14 protein-coding genes are annotated in these 19,996 nt (G+C 73.6%); all 14 read left to right on the top strand.

All coding sequences use genetic code 11. From position 1 onward, the window contains the following. Nucleotides 1-422 precede the first annotated feature (422 nt). The 14 genes from AB0C36_RS27800 to AB0C36_RS27735 all read left to right on the top strand — a co-directional run bounded on the left by AB0C36_RS27800 (nucleotide 423) and on the right by AB0C36_RS27735 (nucleotide 19,991). On the top strand, nucleotides 423-602 hold the full coding sequence (locus tag AB0C36_RS27800) for a hypothetical protein (protein WP_358359008.1): 180 nt from the start codon (nucleotides 423-425) through the stop codon (nucleotides 600-602). A gap of 592 nt (nucleotides 603-1,194) precedes the next feature. Next, on the top strand, nucleotides 1,195-2,052 hold the full coding sequence (gene dapF / locus AB0C36_RS27795; protein ID WP_358359006.1) for a diaminopimelate epimerase: 858 nt from the start codon (nucleotides 1,195-1,197) through the stop codon (nucleotides 2,050-2,052). A 166-nt stretch (nucleotides 2,053-2,218) separates the two neighbouring features. Next, complete coding sequence (locus AB0C36_RS27790; protein ID WP_358359004.1) at nucleotides 2,219-2,971, top strand: SCO6745 family protein; 753 nt, start codon at nucleotides 2,219-2,221, stop codon at nucleotides 2,969-2,971. Nucleotides 2,972-3,201: 230 nt separating this feature from the next. After that, complete coding sequence (locus AB0C36_RS27785) at nucleotides 3,202-3,921, top strand: DUF4097 family beta strand repeat-containing protein (protein ID WP_358359002.1); 720 nt, start codon at nucleotides 3,202-3,204, stop codon at nucleotides 3,919-3,921. Between the two features lie 232 nt (nucleotides 3,922-4,153). Further along, the gene (gene hflX / locus AB0C36_RS27780) at nucleotides 4,154-5,680 is read left to right on the top strand and encodes a GTPase HflX (RefSeq protein ID WP_358358999.1); all 1,527 of its coding nucleotides are present in this window, start codon (nucleotides 4,154-4,156) and stop codon (nucleotides 5,678-5,680) included. Between the two features lie 439 nt (nucleotides 5,681-6,119). Then, nucleotides 6,120-7,562, top strand: coding sequence for a diaminobutyrate--2-oxoglutarate transaminase (locus AB0C36_RS27775; protein WP_358358996.1), 1,443 nt, complete (start codon nucleotides 6,120-6,122; stop codon nucleotides 7,560-7,562). Nucleotides 7,563-7,822: 260 nt separating this feature from the next. Further along, nucleotides 7,823-9,292, top strand: coding sequence for a pyridoxal phosphate-dependent decarboxylase family protein (locus AB0C36_RS27770; RefSeq protein WP_358358992.1), 1,470 nt, complete (start codon nucleotides 7,823-7,825; stop codon nucleotides 9,290-9,292). Nucleotides 9,293-9,485: 193 nt separating this feature from the next. Further along, nucleotides 9,486-11,318: an IucA/IucC family protein gene (locus tag AB0C36_RS27765; RefSeq protein ID WP_435839127.1), complete on the top strand. Its 1,833-nt coding sequence runs from the start codon at nucleotides 9,486-9,488 to the stop codon at nucleotides 11,316-11,318. Continuing rightward, on the top strand, nucleotides 11,315-12,142 hold the full coding sequence (locus tag AB0C36_RS27760) for a GNAT family N-acetyltransferase (RefSeq protein ID WP_358358989.1): 828 nt from the start codon (nucleotides 11,315-11,317) through the stop codon (nucleotides 12,140-12,142). Before AB0C36_RS27765 ends, AB0C36_RS27760 begins: the two co-directional genes overlap by 4 nt. Continuing rightward, on the top strand, nucleotides 12,139-13,575 hold the full coding sequence (locus AB0C36_RS27755; protein WP_358358987.1) for a lysine N(6)-hydroxylase/L-ornithine N(5)-oxygenase family protein: 1,437 nt from the start codon (nucleotides 12,139-12,141) through the stop codon (nucleotides 13,573-13,575). The genes AB0C36_RS27760 and AB0C36_RS27755 overlap by 4 nt, the downstream gene beginning before the upstream one ends. A 181-nt stretch (nucleotides 13,576-13,756) precedes the next feature. Beyond that, a complete protein-coding gene (locus AB0C36_RS27750) occupies nucleotides 13,757-15,487 on the top strand; it encodes an IucA/IucC family protein (RefSeq protein ID WP_358359011.1) in 1,731 nt (576 codons plus the stop codon). A gap of 175 nt (nucleotides 15,488-15,662) precedes the next feature. Further along, entirely contained in the window at nucleotides 15,663-16,496 is an 834-nt protein-coding gene (locus tag AB0C36_RS27745; RefSeq protein ID WP_358358984.1) for a carbon-nitrogen hydrolase family protein, read from the top strand. Between the two features lie 139 nt (nucleotides 16,497-16,635). Further along, nucleotides 16,636-17,655, top strand: a complete 1,020-nt coding sequence (locus AB0C36_RS27740) for an SGNH/GDSL hydrolase family protein (protein ID WP_358358981.1) — start codon at nucleotides 16,636-16,638, stop codon at nucleotides 17,653-17,655. Between the two features lie 185 nt (nucleotides 17,656-17,840). Further along, nucleotides 17,841-19,991 carry an ATP-dependent DNA helicase gene (locus AB0C36_RS27735; protein WP_358358979.1) on the top strand — a complete coding sequence of 717 codons (2,151 nt, stop codon included), beginning with the start codon at nucleotides 17,841-17,843 and terminating at the stop codon, nucleotides 19,989-19,991. Nucleotides 19,992-19,996: the final 5 nt, after the last annotated feature.

Genomic DNA, 19,996 nt, shown 5'->3' with positions numbered 1-19,996 from the left:
GCTATCCAGGACGGCTCCGACGCCGTGATCACACCAGCCACATCAAGATCATGCCACCCGCGACCGGCACTTACGGGACAGGCCTTAGGCCGACGTAAATCTGCCGCCGGTAGGTCCGGCGGCAGGGTGCGGACACGACCGACCGCGGCGGCCGGAGGAACGAGGGCGTTCCGTTGGGCTGCGCGCCGCTGACCGTGGCGCGCAGCCGGCCCGGCGGCGTCGTCGCGAGGCTGAGGGCACCGGCGGACGGTCCGCGCGCGTCGATTCGACCGCGGAATCGCGCGGTCCGGGGAATCGCGCGGTCCGCTGAATCACGCGGTCCGGGGGATCGCGCCGTGCTCGGATCGCGGGGCGTCACCCGATTGCCGGATCGGTGGTGCCTCGGCGGTTTCGCTCCCTCGCGCCCATGGGACGAGCCGACGATGACGACCGCAGAAGGGCAGCGCCCAGCGGCCGATGACCGCCGGGCCGCGATCGGCGTCTTCCGCGAATGGGACCGTCTCGACGAGGTTGTGGTGGGGCGTCGGCTCGACTTCCGCATCCCCGACGACCGGCGGTCGCCGCGCGGTCCCGCCCGCCGGCTTCGGCGACGGCTGGACTGACGCCCGGGGCGGCCGCTGGTCCGAGGCCGATCCCGAGGGGTACGTCCGCTGCCGCGATCAACTCGGCGCCCTCGAAGACTTCCTGGCGGCCCGCGGCGTCGTCGTGCACCGGCCCGAGCAGCTGACCCACGACGAGCAGGCGGTCTCGCCGAGTTCTCGCCCTTCCCCCTGCAGATCTTCGCGCGTGACCCGGTCATCGTCGCCGGGGACACCGCCGTGGGGGCGTCGCTGCGCCTGCCGCACCGCTTCAAGGAGCGCTTCGGGCTGCGGACCTGATCGCTCTTCGGCCGGGACATTCTGGTGGGCGTCGGCAGCGGCCGGTTCGCCACTGACGAAGCCGGCTCGACTGGCTCAGGGCGCTGCTCGGGGACGCGTGCCGGGTGCACCGGGTTTCCGCTGCACCCGGGCGTGCTGCACCTGGACGAGGGCCTGGCCGCCGTATCCGCGAGGGCCTGGCGATCGTCGCGCGCAGTTCACCGACGGCCTGCCGCCGCTGATCGCCGACTGGGAGCTGGTGGACCTCACCCTGCCAGGCCCCTCGGGCGCCGGGCGCCGGGCGGCGATTCGCGGTCCGGACCGTAGGATCGGGAGGGTGAGCACTCTGCGATTCCTCAAGGGGCACGGCACCGAGAACGACTTCGTCATCGTCCCCGATGCCGACGGTGCCCTCGACCTCGACGCGCGCCACGTGGCCGCGCTGTGCGACCGGCGCGCGGGCATCGGCGCGGACGGGCTGCTGCGCGTCGTGCGTTCGGCCAAGGACCCCGCGGCCGCCCACATGGCCGACGAGGCCGAATGGTTCATGGACTACCGCAACTCCGACGGCAGCATCGCCGAGATGTGCGGCAACGGCGTACGCGTGTTCGCCCGCTACCTCGTCGAGTCCGGCGAGGCCGCGCCAGGCGACCTGCGCATCGCCACCCGGGGCGGCGTCAAGACGGTGCGCGTGCCGGCCGACGGCGGCGACGTCACCGCCGAGATGGGCTCCGCGCGTTTCCCCGGCCCCGACGGCATCGAGGTCACGCTGCCCGACGGCACGGTGCGCCCCGCCGTCAACGTCAACATGGGCAACCCGCACGCCGTCGTGTTCGTCGACCACCTCGACGACGCCGGCACCCTGTACACCGCGCCGCCGGTGACGCCCGCGTCGGCGTATCCCGAGGGCATGAACATCGAGTTCGTGGTCGACCGCGCGCCGGGGCACGTGGCGATGCGCGTGCATGAGCGCGGATCGGGCGAGACCCGCTCGTGCGGGACGGGCGCGTGCGCGGTCATGGTCGCCACCGCGCGGCGGGACGGCGCCGAGCTGCCCGCGACGTACACCGTCGACGTGCCGGGCGGCCGCCTGGTGATCACGGAGTTCGCGGACGGCCGAGTCGAGATGACCGGTCCCGCGGTGATCGTCGCCGAGGGCGAGGTCGACCTCGCCCGCCTCACGATGCGCGGCTGAGCCGACCCGCCTGACCGACCCGCCTGATCTGTCCCTCTGGCCCGACCGACCCCCTGGCCCGATCCGGCCGGGTCGCCCGTATCCGTGCCCACCTGTATGGGCCCTTCGCGGCCGCTCTGCTAGAAACGCTTGACGCAGCCAAGCGAAAGCAGTCGGAGGGCCTTCAATGAGTTCACGCATGGACGTCGCGCGCGCCACCACCCAGGCGGTCAAGCCCGCGATCCAGCAGATCGGGTCGAAGTTCTTCTTCGACCCCGCGACCACCGCGCGCGGCGCCGAACTGGGCTACGACGGACTCCAGTTCTACATCGCGGGTCGCGGCGGCGTGATCGGGGACGCGTCCGACGAGGTGGTGGCCGACGCGTTCCACTACTTCGAGCCCGCGGCCATCACCGGGATGTGGGCCGCCGCCGCGAAGATCGGCCCGCCCGCCGAGGCCGCCGCGGCGTACGCCGAGTGCTGCCACGCATGGGGCCGCGCCAAGCTCGCGGACCTGCCCGGCGTCGCGCGTCTCGCCGACCTCGCGGGCCGGATCACCGACGCGAACGACCTCGGGACGGCCGGACGCCTGTCCAGCGGATGGCGTGCCATGCCCGGCGCCGAGGACGCTCCCGCCCGCGCGATGCACCACTTCCAGACGCTCCGCGAGCTGCGCAGCGACCTGCACGCGCTGGCCCTGCGCATCCACCGCATAGGCGCCCTGGATGCGCAGATCGGGGAGCGCAAGAACGAGGGCATGATCAAGTTCTTCGGCTGGACCGAGCCGTTCCCGGAGCTCGACGACGTGCTGGCCGAGCGCCGCGCGGACGCGGAGGTGCTCACCGACGAGATGGTCGCGGGCGCGTACTCGGTGTTGGACGAGGCGGAGTCCGCGGAGTTCGCGGCCCTGACGCAGGCCGCGCTCGCCCACCTGGCCTGAGGCTTCCGGGGGAGAACCTCCGGGACGCGGTCGCGATGCAGCCGGGACGAGGCGCCGTCAACCCTACGAACGATGTATCCCCGAGGGGGGAACCCCGGAGAAAGTAGGGGAGAGCCGGGGTGTTCTCCGCCGTGGGGATGAGCGCCCTTCCCGGTCGCGCGGGCGAGGTGTCGCCGACGGGCTCGACCTAGCGTGGAACGTACGCCAGCGTTCCCTGCCAGGAGGCCCCGATGTCCGCGTCCCATGCCCGAAACCGCCGCCGCCGACTCGCCGTGCTGATACCGGCGGTGGCGGTCGTCCCCCTGGTCCTGGCCGCGTGCGAGATGGACGTCGACGTCGACGCCGAGCACAAGAAGACGAACACGTACGAGGTCAGCGAGAAGGTCGGCAAGATCTCGGTCGTCACCACGGCCGGCAAGGTCACCGTCACCGAGAAGGACATACCCCAGGTCAAGGTCACCGAGAAGTGGAACTGGGAGGGCGGCACCGAGCCGACCACCAGCCACAAGGTCGACAACGGCACCGTGGACCTGACGTACAAGTGCGGTAACAAGGACTGCTGGGTGTCGTACGAGGTCGAGGTGCCGCGCGGCACCGGCGCGCACGTCGAGACCGACGCGGGCGAGGTACGCCTCACCGGGCTGTCCGGCGACCTCGACGTCAGCACCGGCGCCGGCAAGATCGACGGTGACGCGCTCACCGCCAAGCAGGCCACCGCCCGGACCACCGCGGGGTCGCTCGACCTGACCTTCAGCGCCGCCCCCGCGAATGTGGACGCCAAGACGACCGCGGGCCGCGCCACCGTCCGCGTGCCCTCCGGCCAGTCCTACAACGTGGACGTCGAGGCGACCGTCGGCGACACCGACGTGGACGTCGCCAAGGACGCCAACGCCGCCAGCAAGATCAAGGTGCGCACGACGGCGGGCCAGGCACGCGTGCTGACGTCCTGAGCACGGCCTCGCGCCTCTGCCGCACAGCCGACGCACCTGACGCACGCCTGACACACGCGCCTGGCCACCCTGACGTACGCCTCAGGCAGCCCGACGCGCCGCGGCGGACTCCCGACACAACGGGGGAAACCCGCGTGCCATTCTGCGGGCCTGCGTGGCACGATCGAGGGGACGGATTCCCCAGGCGACGGGGCGGAACATCTCCGCACCGCGCCGTGTTGAACAGGACAATATGACCTCCGCATACGACCGCTCCCCGCACGACGACGATTCCGCAGTCGAACTTTTCGACGACCTCGACCTCGACGGATTCGACGACGCTGACGGCGACGGTTCGGGCGACACCGCCGGGTCGGGTCCTGCTGCACATGGCGCGGGCTACGACGGCGACCAGTTCGACCTCGCCGACCGCCAGGCGCTGCGCCGCGTGGCGGGACTGTCCACCGAGCTCGCCGACGTCACCGAAGTCGAGTACCGCCAGCTCCGCCTGGAGCGCGTGGTGCTCGTGGGCGTCTGGACCGACGGCACCGTGGAGGAGGCCGAGAACTCCCTGCAGGAGCTCGCGGCCCTCGCCGAGACCGCCGGATCCGAGGTCCTCGAAGGCGTCATCCAGCGCCGCGACAAGCCGGACCCGGCCACGTACATCGGTTCCGGCAAGGCCCGGGAACTGCGTGACGTCGTCGTCGCGACCGGCGCCGACACCGTCGTCTGCGACGGTGAACTGACGCCCGGTCAGCTCATTCATCTGGAAGACGTGGTCAAGGTCAAGGTCGTCGACCGGACCGCGCTCATCCTCGACATCTTCGCCCAGCACGCCAAGTCGCGTGAGGGCAAGGCGCAGGTCTCGCTCGCGCAGATGCAGTACATGCTTCCGCGCCTGCGCGGCTGGGGCCAGTCGCTGTCCCGCCAGATGGGCGGTGGCGGCAGCGGCAGCAGCGGTGGCGGCATGGCCACCCGCGGTCCCGGTGAGACCAAGATCGAGACCGACCGGCGGCGCATCCGCGAGAAGATGGCCAAGATGCGCCGCGAGATCGCCGACATGAAGAAGGCGCGCGACACCAAGCGCGCCGAGCGGCGCCGCAACAAGGTGCCGTCGGTGGCGATCGCCGGATACACCAACGCGGGCAAGTCCTCGCTGCTCAACCGGCTGACCGGGGCGGGTGTCCTGGTGGAGAACGCGCTGTTCGCCACCCTGGACCCGACCGTACGCCGGTCCGAGACGCCGTCCGGCCGCGTCTACACGCTGGCCGACACGGTGGGCTTCGTACGGCACCTGCCGCACCAGCTCGTCGAGGCGTTCCGCTCCACGCTGGAAGAGGTCGCCGAAGCCGACCTGATCCTGCACATCGTGGACGGCTCGCACGCCGAACCCGAGGCGCAACTTGCCGCGGTACGCGAGGTGTTCGTCGAGGTCGAGGCGCAGAACGTGCCGGAGATCGTGGTGGTCAACAAGGCCGACGCCGCGGACCCGCTGGTCCTGGCCCGGCTGCTGCGCCGCGAGCCGCACGCCGTCGTCGTCTCGGCGAAGACCGGGCAGGGCATCGAGGAGCTCCTCGCCCTGATCGACGAGGAACTGCCGCGCCCCGAGGTCGAGGTGGAGGCGCTGGTGCCGTACCACCGCGGTGACCTCGTCGCGAAGGTGCACGAAAGCGGCGAGATCCTGGAGAGCGAGCACCGTGCCGAGGGCACGTGGCTGCGCGCCCGGGTCGGTGCCATGCTGGCCGCCGAACTGCAGGGCTTCGCGGTGGCCAACCGGTAGGAACGACAGGCGAACACGCCACGGACGCACGACGAAGCGGCGGGACCCCGAAAAAGGGTCCCGCCGCTTCGTCGTGTTCGGCTGTGTGTTTCGGGCTGTGTGTCTCGGGCTGGGCGTTCGGGCCGGTGTGTTCGGACCGGGAGGTTGGCGAGCCGGGGCTTTCGCGGGCCGGGGCGCACGGCGCGCGTGCGCGTTGTGCGGGTACCTCGAAAAGGGCGGCCCCCTACCCGTGTTCGCGGTCGGTCCTGATCGTTGGACAGGAGGTGCGGACGTCGAGCGGAAACCGCCCCGGAAGCACGGAAAGCCCGTACGGTCACTCGAAACGGTGGTGTTGGTTGCGAAGCGTGACATATCTAAGGTAAGCCTTACCTAATTTTGATCGCCGGGGCGGTATGCCCGGACCCACCCGCCGAGCCCGCTCGGCCTCAACCCGGGAGGCATGCCCGTGAGCGCCGCACCCACGACGACCGACGCCACCGCAGTCGGCTCGGGAGCAGGCACCGGAGCAGGTGCGGGAGCGGCGGGCGCGGGTGCCGCGGCCGGGCCCGAGGGCATCCTCCTGCGCCAGGCCCGCCGCGAGTCGTCCGCCCGGACGTACGCGCGGTCGCTGCCGATCGTCCCGGTCCGCGCCAAGGGCATGACGGTCGAAGGCGCCGACGGCCGCCGCTACCTCGACTGCCTGTCCGGCGCCGGCACGCTCGCGCTCGGCCACAACCACCCCGTCGTCCTGGAGGCGATCCGCGGCGTCCTGGACTCCGGCGCACCGCTGCACGTCCTCGACCTCGCGACGCCGGTCAAGGACCGCTTCGTCGAGGCGCTGTTCGAAACGCTGCCACCGGAGTTCGCGCGCGACGCCCGCATCCAGTTCTGCGGACCCGCGGGCACCGACGGCGTGGAGGCGGCACTCAAGCTGGTGCGCACCGCGACCGGTCGGCGCGGCATGCTGGCGTTCGCCGGGGCGTACCACGGCATGACGGCCGGGGCGCTCGCGGTCAGCGGCGACACCGCGATCCGCGAGGCGATCGGGCCGGGGGCGGACGAGGTGACGCGGCTGCCGTACCCGCACGCGTACCGCTGTCCGTTCGGCACCGGCGGCGGCGAGAGCGCACGGCTCGCCGCCCGCTATGCCGAGACCCTGCTCGACGACCCGTCCGGCGGCGTGGCCGCACCCGCCGCGATGATCCTCGAGGTCGTGCAGGGCGAGGGCGGCGTCATCCCCGCCCCCGACACGTGGCTGCGCGAGATGCGCCGGATCACCGACGAACGCGGCATCCCGATGATCGTCGACGAGGTGCAGACCGGCCTCGGACGCACCGGCGCCTTCTGGGCGATCGAGCACAGCGGGATCGTGCCCGACGTCATGGTCATCTCCAAGGCCGTCGGCGGGTCGCTGCCGCTCGCCGTCGTCGTCTACCGCGGCGACCTGGACCGCTGGTGGCCGGGTGCGCACGCCGGTACTTTCCGCGGCAACCAGCTGGCCATGGCGGCCGGCACCGCGACCATCGGCTTCATCCGCGAGAACCGCCTCGACGAGGAGGCCGCGCGCCTCGGCGCACGGCTCACCGCGGGGCTACGGCAACTCATGGCCGCCGAGCCTGCGGTCGGCGACGTCCGCGGCCGCGGCCTCATGATCGGCGTCGAGATCGTCGACCCGGACGCCCCGCCCGGCCCCGACGGATCCCGCCCGCCCGCCCCCGAACTCGCCGCTGCGGTACGCGCCGAAGCCCTGGAGCGCGGCCTCGTCATCGAACTGGGCGGCCGGCACGGCACGGTGGTGCGTCTGCTCCCCCCGCTGACGATGACCGAGGCGCAGGCCGACGCCGTGCTGGACCGGCTCTGCGAGGCGGTGCCCGCCGCCGTGGCGCAACGGAGGAGCGCATGATCGTGTCCGATCCGACGCCGGAGCCCGCGCCGGTGCCCCCGCCCGGACCGGCGCCGGCGCAGGCGCCGGAGGCCGGCTCATCGGTTCAGGTGGCACCCGCTTCGGCCCAGGCGGCACCCGCGGCGACCCAGGCGGTTCCCGTGGCTCCCGCGGCAGTTCAGGCGGCATCCGCGGCGCCCGCGGCGACTCAGACGGTGGCTCCGCCCGCGCCCGCGCCCGCGACGTCGGCGTCAGCGGCGCAGCCGCGTGAGCCGGCGGCCTTGCCGGCGCCGCTCGCCGGAGGCGTCTCCGGGCCCGACGCCCTCGGCGAACTCCTCGGCACCGTCCTGGCGTCGCTCGCCGCCGGGGCGCGGGACCGCGGTGGGCCGCTGCCGCCCGGCGGGCCCCCGGCCGTCGACGCCGCCGTACGCCGCGCCCTCGCCGCCGACCCGCTGCCCGCCCGCGGTGTCGGCGCGCACGAGGCGCTCGCGGACCTGACCCGCGTCCTGGCGTACGGCACCGCCGACCCCGCCGACCCCGCCTGCGCCGGGCACCTGCACTGCCCGCCGCTCGCCGTCGCGGTCGCCGCCGATCTCGCCGCCTCCGCGCTCAACCCGTCCCTCGACTCCTGGGACCAGGCCCCCGCGGCCACCGCGCTGGAGACCGAGGTCGTCGCCGCGCTCGCCGCCGCGGCCGGCTTCGTGCCCGGCCTCGCCGCGGGCACCGTCACCACCGGCGGAACCGAGTCCAACCTGCTCGGCCTGCTCCTCGCCCGCGACCGCGGCGGGCCCAGCGCGGGCCGCCACCGCATCCTGTGCTCGGACGCCGCGCACTTCTCCGTCCGTCGGTCCGCGGCCCTCCTCGGCATGGGCGACGACGCCGTGGTGCCCGTCGCGACCGGCGCCGACCACCGCGTCGACCCCGGCGCGCTGGACGCCGTGTGCCGCCGCGTGCTCGCCGCGAACGACCGCCCCACCGCGATCGTCGCGACCGCGGGCACCACCGACCTCGGCGCCGTCGACCCCCTCGCGGCCTGCGCGGACGTCGCCCGCGAACACGGCGTCTGGCTGCACGTCGACGCGGCGTACGGCGGCGGCGCGCTGTTCTCCGACCGCCTCGCGCCCCTCCTGCACGGCATCGGCCGCGCCGACTCGATCGGCCTCGACCTGCACAAGCTCGGCTGGCAGCCGGTCGCCGCGGGCGTCTTCCTGGTCCGCGACCGCGCGCTGTTCGCCCCGCTCGCCCAGCGCGCGAAGTACCTCAACCCGGCCGACGACGAACAGGCGGGCCTGCCCAGCCTGCTCGGGTTCTCGCCGCGCACCACGCGCCGCGCCGACGTCTTCAAGATCGCGGTGACGCTGCGGGCGCTCGGCCGCGACGGGCTCGGCGCGCTCGTCGACCGCTGCCACGCCCTCGCGCGCTACGCGGCGGAGCGCATCGACCGCGACCCCGGCCCCGGCGCCCTCGAACTGACCGCCGAACCAGTGCTGACCAGCGTGGTGTTCCGGTACGTCCCGCACCCGCACCCGGGCGAGCCCGTCGGCCGGCATGCCGACCTGGTCAACGCCGAACTGCGCCGCCGCCTGCTCACCTCGGGCCGGGCCGTGGTCGGCCGCACCGAGGTCGGCACCGGCCCCGGCTCGGTGCGCTTGAAGCTCACCCTCCTCAACCCGTACGCCGGCGAGCGCGACGTGGACGCGGTGCTGCGCGCGGTCGTGGAGGCGGGGCGTGCCGTGGAGCGCGACCTGTGACCCACCGGCGACCTCCGCCGGGGCACCGCCTCGGCATAGCCCGCTGACGGCCCAGCGAATTCTGCTGTTTGCCCAACTCTTCCCGAATCTCCCCAAATTTCCGCGAAACACCGGCCAAATGGTCGACATCGCCGGAAATCACCAGATCATCGATGGATGTCGGTCCAACCGGGCCGATCGAACCCCCGGAGCCATGATGACGACCGCAGGTCCCGCCGTGCCTGTCGGAGTCCCCGTGCCCGCCCCCGCACACCCCGCCGCCCACGCGGGCGACGAGACGCGCACCTGGACAGGCGACCCGCTCGACCACCCCGACCCCGACCGCGTCGGCGACGCCGCCGCGACCGAGGCCCTGCTGCGCTGCTGGGTGCGCGAACGCGGCGTACCGGGGCCGCCCGCCGACCGGCCGCTCCGCCTGCCCATGCCCGCGACCGGCGTCACCCTCGAAGTGCCCGTCCGCTACTGGTCGCAGGCCGGATGGCACCGCTTCGGCCCGCCCCGCCTCGCGGACGCCGCCGGGCCCGAGCTCGACGCCGTCACCGTCGCCGCGCTCCTCGGCCGCGAAGCCGACGGCGCCAACGCGGCCGCCCGTACCGACACCGCCGCGCGCGTCGCCGACTCCGCCCGCCGCGCCGCCGACCACGTACGCCACCGCCGCGCGCACCCCGACGACCCGCCCGGCACCACGCCGTTCCTCGCCGCCGAACAGGCACTGCTCCTGGGCCACCCCACCCACCCCACGCCCAAGAGCCGCGACGGCCTCACCACCGCGGAAGCCGCCGCCTACGCACCCGAACTGCGCGGCTCCTTCCCCCTCCACTGGTTCGCCGTCCACCAGGACCTGGTCACCCACGACAGCACCACGGGCAAAACCGCCGCCGCCATCGCCGCGGAACTCTCCGACGGACTCGTCGGACCCGAGGACCACGTCCTCGTGCCCGTGCACCCCTGGCAGGCCCGCGACCTGGCACACCGCCCCGGCATCCGCGCCCTCCTCGACGTCGCCCTCATCCGCGACCTCGGACCGTTCGGGCCGCCGTGGCACCCCACTTCCTCGGTACGCACCGTCTACCGGACCGGCGCGCCCGTCATGCTCAAGCTCTCCCTCGGCCTGCGCATCACCAACTCGCGCCGCGAGAACCTCCGCAAGGAACTCCTGCGCGGCGTCGAGGTCGACCGCCTCCTGTGCGCCGGCCTGGCCGCCGAACTCCACGACGCCCACCCGGACTTCGACATCGTCCGCGACGTCGCCTGGCTCGCCGTCGACGCCCCGCGCACCAGCGGCCCCGAACGCGCCGAGAGCGGCCTCGAACTCGTCTTCCGCGACAACCCGTTCGACGGCGACGACGTCGCCTGCGTCGCGGGCCTGGTCGCCGAACGCCCCGGCATGGGCCCGTCCCGCCTCGCCGCCCTCGTCCACACCCTCGCCAAACGCACCGGCCGCGCCACCGCGTCCGTCGCCGAGGAGTGGTTCACGCGCTACCTCGCCGTCGTCGCCGACCCCATCCTGTGGCTCGACGCACACGCCGGGATCGCCCTGGAGGCCCACCAGCAGAACACCCTCGTCGTCCTCGACCCGGACGGCTGGCCCGCCGGCGGCCGCTTCCGCGACAACCAGGGCTACTACTTCCGCAACTCCCGCACCGCCGACCTCCAGCAGCGCCTCCTCGGCGCGGGCGGCGGCAGCGACACCCTCGTCCCCGACGACGTCGCCGACGAGCGCCTCGCCTACTACCTCGGCGTCAACAACCTCCTCGGCCTCGTCGGCGCGTTCGGCGCCCAACGCCTCGCCGACGAGGACACCCTCCTGCGCCGCCTGCACGCCACCCTCGCCGCGCACGCCCCCCGGGTACGCGCCGCGCGCCTGCTCACCGGCGAACCGACCCTGCGCTGCAAGGGCAACCTCATGACCCGGCTGCACGGACTCGACGAACTGGTGGGCCCCGTGGCCACCCAGTCCGTGTACGTCGACATCCCCAACCCGCTCCACGCACATCGCATGTCCGGAGGTGCCGTCCCCGCATGACCGTGTCCCCGTTGTCCCCCAACAGCCCCGCCGACGCCACCGTGGAGGCCGCCGTCCAGGCCGCCGCCGCCCAGCACGCCCGAACCACCGCCGACGCCGACCCCATCGGCGTCCCCGACGACGACACCCTCCGCCTCACCCACCGCCGCCTGCGCGAAGGGCTCTCCGGACCGCTCACCGAGGCCAACCGCTGGGGCACCGTCTCGCTGCCCCCCGGCCGGTTCTCGTTCCACGAACTGCACCTCAAGCGCGACCTCCCGATCATCCACGAATGGATGAACGACCCCGAGGTGGCCCGCTGGTGGGAACTCGCTGGCGGCATCGAGGTGACCGGCAAGCACCTCGCCGCACACAGCCGCCTCACGCACGCCACCGCGTACGTCGGCTGCCTCGACGACCAGCCCGTCAGCTACTGGGAGCTCTACCGGGCCGACCTCGACCCGCTGGCCCGGCACTACGCGGCCCAGCCCCACGACGTCGGCGTGCACGTCCTCATCGGACCCGCCGCGCACCGCGGCCAGGGCCTCGGCTCGCTGCTCCTGCTCGTGGTCAGCGAACTCATCCTGCGCGCCGCCCCGGACACGCAGCGCGTCATCGCCGAACCCGACGTACGCAACGCCGCCTCCATCGCCGCGTTCCGCCGCGCCGGCTTCCGCCGCTCCGTGGACCTGTCGCTGCCCGGCAAGACCGCCGCGCTCATGATCCGCGAACGCCACCGCGACGGCGGCCCCACCCCGGACACGCCGGAGACCCAGCGCGCCGCCGCGGCACGGTCCGGCGCCAAGGGCGCCCCCGCGAACGGAAACCCGGCGGCGACCGAGTGACCGCACGCGAACTGCCCCACCCGCGCAGCGGAAGCACCCGCTCCGACCCCGGGACCCCCGTCCACGACCTCGTCGGCATCGGCATCGGCCCGTTCAACCTGGCCCTCGCCGCACTCGCCGACCGGGTCGGCGGGCTGCGCACCCTTTTTCTCGACCGGTCCACCGAGTTCCGCTGGCACCCCGGCCTCCTCGTCGACGGCACCACACTCCAAGTGCCGTTCCTCGCCGACCTCGTCACCCTCGTCGACCCGACGAGCCCCTGGTCGTTCCTCGCCTACCTGCGGGCACACGACCGGCTGTTCCCGTTCTACTTCGCCGAGCGCTTCCACGTACCGCGCCGCGAATACGACCACTACTGCCGCTGGACCGCCGCGGCCCTGCCGTCCTGCCGCTTCGGCGCCGACGTCACCCGCGCCGCCTGGGACGCCCAAAGCGGCCTGTACCGCGTCGAGTTCCGCGACACCAAGACCGGCGAAACGCACCACGCCGCAGCCCGCAACCTCGTCCTCGGCATCGGCACCGAACCCGTCATCCCCGCCCCCTTCGCCGAACTCCTCGACACCCACGGGCCCCGCGACGTCCTGCACAGCGCCGACTACCTCGACCACCGCGACAGCCTCACCGCCGCCCCCGACGTCACCGTCGTCGGCTCCGGCCAGTCCGGCGCCGAGGTCTTCCTCGACCTGCTGCGCCGCCGCACCTCACCGCGCCACCGCATCGCCTGGCTCACCCGGTCGCCGGCGTTCGCACCCATGGAGTACTCCAAACTCGGCCTGGAGCACTTCACCCCCGACTACACCCGCTACTTCCACGGCCTCGCCGAACCGGTACGCGACCGCGTCCTGCCCGCGCAGGCCCAGCTCTACAAGGCCGTCAGCGCCGAAACCCTCGCCGCGATCCACGACGAGCTCTACGAACGCGGCGTCGCCGGCGGCCGCGTCCGCGCCACCCTCATGCCCGGCGTCAGCGTCACCACCGTGGTCCGCACCCCGGTCGGCCTCGAACTCGGCTGCCACCACACGCAGCAGGACCGGGCGTTCACCACCCTCACCGACAAGGTCGTCCTCGCCACCGGCTACGCCCCCCGGCGCCCCGACCTCCTCGACCCGCTCGACGCGCACCTGCTGCGCGACGCCCGCGGACGCCCCCGCATCGGCCTCGACCACCGCATCGCCCTCGACGAGTCGGTGACCGGCGGCCTCTACGTACAAAACGCCGAACTCCACACCCACGGCGTCGGCACCCCGGACCTCGGCCTAGGCGCCCACCGCGCCGCCGTCATCCTCAACGCCGTCTGCGGACGCGCCGTCTACCGGTTGCCCGCCCGCACCGCGTACACCACGTTCGGACTCGCCGCCGGAGACACCGCGGCCCCAGCGCCACTCCCGGCACCGCCCGACGAACTGGAGACGCCCCGTGTCCCTGCCTACTGAGCCCGCCCTCACCCCGGCCCGAACCGGCTCGGCACCCTTACCGGACGGCGGCCCCGCCCCCGAAGCCGCCGCGGACGCGTCCCTACCGGCACCTCCGTCCGCCCACGCGGCGTCCGTGCCCGCGGCCCGCAGCGCCGACCCGCCCCGCCAGGACGACGCATGGGCCCGCGCCGGACGCGCGATGCTCGCCAAAGCCGTCGCCGAGTTCGCGTACGAGGAACTCCTCACCCCCGTCCACGAACACGGCGACACCTACCGCATCGACCTGCCCGGCGAGGTCCGCTACGGCTTCCGCGCCCGACGCGGCGCGTACGACTGCTGGCACGTCGACCCCGCCTCGCTGCGCCGCACCGGCCCCCTCGGCGACGAACCCGGCGACGACACACTGCGGTTCCTCCTCGATGCGCACTCCACCCTCGGCCTCACCGGCGACACCGCCGGCCACCTGGTCCGCGAACTCACCGCCACCCTCGCCGCCGACGTCGCCATCGGCGCCACCGCCCAGCCCGCGTCCGTGCTCGCCGAACTCGACTACGCCGACCTCGAAGGCCACCAGACGGGACACCCCTGGATCGTCGCCAACAAGGGACGCCTCGGCTTCTCCGCCACCGACGCCGCCGGCTACGCACCCGAGTCACGCCGCACCCTGCGCCTGCCGTGGATCGCCGTCCACCGCAGCCTCGCGCACTACCGCGCCGTCCCCGGCCTCGACGAACACCGCCTCTACTCCGAGGAATTGGACCCCGCCACCGCGCAGCGCTTCGCCGAGCGCATGGTCTCCCGGCTCGGCGAGGACGCCGACCTCGGCGCCTACCTGTGGATGCCGGTCCACCCCTGGCAGTGGGACGAGACCATCGCCACGCTCTTCGCCCCCGACATCGCCGCCGGACGCATCATCCGCCTCGGCGAGGCCCCGGACCGCTACCTCGCCCAGCAGTCCGTCCGCACCTTCCTCGACGTCGACCAGCCGGCCCGACGCACCGTCAAACTCCCGCTGTCCGTGCTCAACACACTCGTGTGGCGCGGCCTGCCCACCGAACGCACCCTCGCCGCCCCCGCGGTCACCGCCTGGGTCCACGCACTCCGCGACGACGACGAATTCCTGCGCGACGAATGCCGCGTCATCCTGCTCGGCGAGACCGCGTCCGTCACCGTGCGGCACCCCGTCCTCGAAGACCTCCCCGGCGTGCCCTACCAGTACCGCGAACTCCTCGGCACCATCTGGCGCGAACCCCTCACCCCGTACCTCGACCACGGCGAACGCGCCCGCACCCTCGCGTCGCTGCTGCACATCGACCCGTACGGCCGCCCCTTCGTCGCCGAACTCGTCGACCGCTCCGGCATCGCCCCGCGCGCGTGGCTGCGCGCCCTGTTCCACACCATGCTCCCGCCGCTGCTGCACTGCCTCTACCGGTACGGCCTGGTCTTCTCACCCCACGGCGAGAACGCCATCGTCGTGTTCGACGAGGACGACGTCCCGGTACGCCTCGCCGTCAAGGACTTCGTCGACGACGTCAACATCAGCGACCACCCGCTGCCCGAACTCGACGGCCTGCCCGACGAGGTGGCCGCCGTACTGCTGCGCGAAGAGCCCGCGTACCTCTGCCAGTTCATCCACGCGGCGCTCCTCGTCGGGCACTACCGCTACCTCGCCGACATCGCCGAGATGCACCTCGGCGTGCCGCAGGCCGACTTCTGGGCCATGGTCCGCGACGAGATCCGCGACCACCAGGCCCGCTTCCCCGAACTCGCGGACCGGCACCAGATGTTCGACCTTCTCACGCCGCGCATCGACCGACTGTGCCTGAACCGGAACCGCCTCCTGCTCGACGGATACCGCGACCGGCCGGGCCGCCCGCACGTCGCCGCGCACGGCACCGTCCCCAACCCGCTGTACGTCGGACCGAGCTGACCCAAGCCCACCAAGTCGACCAAGCCCACCAAGCCGACCAAGCCCCTTGAAGGGCGGCGAACGACGCGAAGCCCGACGAAGCGGCCCCGGCGGACGGGCCGGTGGCGTGCACCCGGGGCCCGGCCGCCCGAAGATGACCATGGTGTGATTCCCGTCACGATGCCACAATGCGCCCGTGACGTTGGATCGAGCGCCTTTGCGCGTGGCCGCTGCCCAGGCACACGCCCTGGCCGGGAACGTGGCCGAGAACGTGGCCACCGCCGCCCAGCTCGTCCGGTTCGCCGCGTCCGCGGGCGCCGATCTCGTCGTACTGCCCGAGCTGTTCCTGTCGGGCTACGACCTCGACCTGCTGCGCGACGAACCGGCGAGCTGCGAGATCGTGCCCGGCGACCCCCGCCTCGACGACCTGGTGGCGGCCTGCTACGCCAGCCGCACCGTCGCCGTCGTCGGCGCCTGCGTGCGCAGACCCGGCGGCACCCGGTCCTCCTCGGTCCTCGTCGTCGGACGCGACGGCGAGGCCCACGTCGCGTACGACGCCCAGCACCTGCCGCCCGGCGCCCGCGACCTGTTCGCCCCCGGCGACCACGGCTGCTCCGTCGAGGTCGGCGGCTGGCGGCTCGGCATCGGCACCCGGCACGACATCGGCTTCCCGGAACACGTGCGCGCCGCGACCCTCGACGGCTGCGACGCCTACCTGTGCTGCGGCCTGTTCACCCGCGGCGACGAGGAGTACCGCCGCGGCCTCTACCTGGCCACCCGCGCCCTGGAGAACACCTGCTACACCGTCGTCGCCAACCACGTCGGCGCCACCGGCGACGGCCCGGCCTGCGGACGCAGCGCCGTCTTCGGTCCGGACGGCCGCGTCGTGGCCGAGGCGGACGGCGAACGCGTCGACGTGGTCGTGGCCACCCTCCAGGACTTCGAGGTCGAGGCGGCCCGCGAAAGCCTCACCATGCTCAGCGAGACCCCCTGCCCGGCCAGCCGCCGCGAACGCCTCAAGCTCGACTGACGAAACTCGACTGAGGAAGACGGAGCGGGCGCACGGCGCTCTGGCATCCCGACGCGCGTACGCCTAAGCTCGCCCGCACGCCTACCCGCCGGTAACCGCCGCGGCGGGCCCGATCAAGGATGGACCAGGGGAGATGTACGTGGGCCACACCCGACACCGCACCGCCGCCGCGGCCCTCGCCGCGGCCATGGCCCTCACCCTCGCCGCCTGCTCCTCCGACGACGACAGCGGCGGCGACAGCGAGGGCACCGGCGGCCCCGCGGCCACCGCCCCCGGCGCCCCCGGCGGAGCCGCCGCACCGCAGCAGACCGCCGCCGCGCCGGCTCCCGGAGCCGTACCGCCCGCCGCCGCACCCGGCACGGGCTCGTACTACGTCGCGCTCGGCGACTCCTACGCCGCCGGCGTCAAGATCCCCGAGACCGTCCCCGACAGCCCGCCCGGCTGCAGCCGCAGCGGCAGCAACTACGCCCACCTGATGGCCAAGCAGCTCGCGGTCCCCACCTTCGCCGACGCCACCTGCGGCGGAGCCACCACCGCCGACCTCGCGGCACCGCAGACCACCCTCATGGGCGGCCAGACCCCGGCGCCCCCGCAGTTCGACGTGCTCGGCCCCGAGACCAAGCTCGTCACGCTCGGCATCGGCGGCAACGACATCGGCTTCGGCGAGATCATGACGACCTGCGTCATGCGCAGCGGCGACAAGACCTCCCCGACGCCGTGCAAGAACGCCTTCACCAAGGACGGGCAGGACGTCCTCAAGCAGCGCATCGACGCCACCGGCCCCAAGATCGACGCCGCGCTCAAGACCATCCACGACAAGGCACCGCAGGCACGCATCCTCGTCGTGGGCTACCCGGCGATCCTCCCGGAGAGCGGCACCGGCTGCCCCGCGCAGCTGCCGGTCGCCGTCGGGGACCTCGACTACCTGCGCGGCGTCATCCGCGATCTCAACGGCATGATCTCCGCCCGCGCGGCCGCCGGGAACGCCACGTACGTCGACACCTACACCCCCGGCATCGGCCACGACGTCTGCCAGCCCGTCGGGGTGAAGTGGGTCGAGGGCATCGCCCCGGAGTCGCCGGGCGCCCAGGCCCACCCCAACGCGCTCGGACACGAGGGCATGGCCGTCGCGGTGATCGCCAAGGCCCGGCAGGTCTGATCGGGAAGCCCGGCCGCCGGAGGCCCGGCCGCGGGCCCGGTCCGGGGAACCCAGGACGGGGAACCCAGGACGGGGAACCCGGGCCGGGCACCGGCCGGGCCCGGGAAAACCGCCCGTCGGCGGGGGGATTCGCATATCCCGACGCCTCGGCGGAAAGGTCCGGCGCACCCCTTAGGCTGGACCCGATGAGCGACACCGCGGCACCCGAGGCCCCCGAAACCAGCAGCGGCGACACCGAGACCACGGTGCCCGCGGACCAGCCCGGCGCCGCCTCCGGCGGACGCGCCGACCTCGGCGAGCTCCTCGCCGCCGCCGTCCACGCCGTCGGCGGCACCGAACGCCCCGGCCAGATCCGCATGGCCGAAGCCGTCGCGGGAGCCGTGGCCCGCCGCGAGCACCTCCTGGTCCAGGCGGGCACCGGAACCGGCAAGTCGCTGGCGTACCTCGTCCCCGCGCTCTCGGGCTACCGCCGCGTCGTCGTCGCCACCGCCACGCTCGCGCTGCAGCGCCAGCTCGTCGAACGCGACCTGCCGCGCACCGTCGAAGCCCTGCACCCCCTGCTGCGCCGCCGCCCCAGCTTCGCCACCCTCAAAGGCCGCAGCAACTACGTGTGCCTCCACCGCCTCCACGACGGCCCGCCCGACGAAGGCGAAGTCCTGTTCGACCCCTCGCCGACCTCCCCGATCGGACGCGACATCCTGCGGGTACGCGACTGGGCCGACGACACCGAGACCGGCGACCGCGACGACCTCAGCCCCGGCGTCAACGACCGCGCCTGGGCCCAGGTCTCCGTCTCCTCCAGCGAATGCCTCGGCGCCTCCAAGTGCACCTACGGCCAGGAGTGCTTCGCCGAACGCGCCCGCGAGATCGCCAAGCAGTCCGACATCATCGTCACCAACCACGCGCTGCTGGCCATCGACGCCCTCGAAGGCGCCCCCGTCCTGCCGGAGCACGAAGTCCTCGTGGTCGACGAGGCCCACGAACTCGCCACGCGCGTCACCTCCGTGGCCACCGACGACCTCACCATCGGCACCGTGGAGCGCGCCGCCCGCCGCGCCGCGAAGCTCGCCAACGAGAAGGCCGTCGACGCGCTGCAGTCCGCCGCCGAGGCGTACGCCAAGGCCATGAGCATGCGCGAGCCCGCCCGCCTCGCCGAACCCGACCCGGACCTCGGCTGGGCACTGGCCGCCCTGCGCGACGGCGCCCGCGCCGTCATCACCTCGCTCGGCGAGGTCCGCGACAAGTCCCTCTCCGACGAGGACGCCGCACGGCGCCAGGCGATGGCCTCCGCCCAGGCCGTGCACGACACCTGCGAGCGCATCCTCGGCGGATCCCCGTACGACGTGCTCTGGATCGAACGCAGCGACCGCGTCGGCCCCTCGCTGCGCATCGCCCCGCTCGCCGTCGCCGGCCTCCTGCGCGAGGCCCTCTTCGGCGACCGCACCGTCATCCTCACCTCGGCGACGCTCAAGCTCGGCGGCGACTTCACCGGCGTCGCCCGCACCCTCGGCCTCAGCCCCGAAGGGCTCCTACCCGAGCCCGGCACCACCGTCCCCGTCGCACCGCCCGCACGCGCCAAGGCGGTTCGCGCCGCCGCCGACGCGGAAGAGCCGGAAACGGGGGACACGGACGAGGACGAGGACGGCGACCCCGACACCGACGCCGAACTCGCCCCCTGGCGCTGCATGGACGTCGGATCCCCGTACGCCTACCCCAAGCAGGGCATCCTCTACGTCGCCAAGCACCTGCCGCCGCCGGGCCGCGACGGCATGCACCCGTCCACCCTCGACGAATTCGCCGAACTCGTCGAGTGCGCCGGCGGGCGTACGCTCGGACTCTTCTCCTCCCGCCGCGCCGCCGAGGCCGCGACCGAGGCCCTGCGCGAACGCCTCGACGTCCCCATCCTCTGCCAGGGCGACGACTCGCTGCCCGAACTCCTCAAGGCGTTCTCCGGCGACCCCGCCTCCTGCCTTTTCGGCACCCTCTCCCTGTGGCAGGGCGTCGACGTGCCCGGACCGGCGTGCCAACTCGTCGTCATGGACCGCATCCCCTTCCCCCGCCCCGACGACCCGCTCATGAGCGCCCGTCAGCAGGCCGTGCACGAGGCGGGCGGCAACGGGTTCATGGCCGTCTCCGCCACCCACGCCGCACTGCTGATGGCGCAGGGAGCCGGCCGCCTCATCCGCGCCTCCGACGACCGCGGCGTGGTCGCGGTCCTCGACTCGCGGCTGGCCACCAAGCAGTACGGCGGCTTCTTCCGCGCCTCCATGCCCGACTTCTGGTACACCACCGACCGCAACCAGGTACGGCGCTCGCTGACCGCGATCAACGTCTGACGCGG

Origin of the sequence: Streptodolium elevatio (assembly GCF_040649515.1) — a bacterium.
Lineage (GTDB): Bacteria > Actinomycetota > Actinomycetes > Streptomycetales > Streptomycetaceae > Yinghuangia > Yinghuangia elevatio.
Note: the sequence above shows the minus strand (reverse complement) of the source record. Positions and strands in the feature narration are given on the sequence as shown.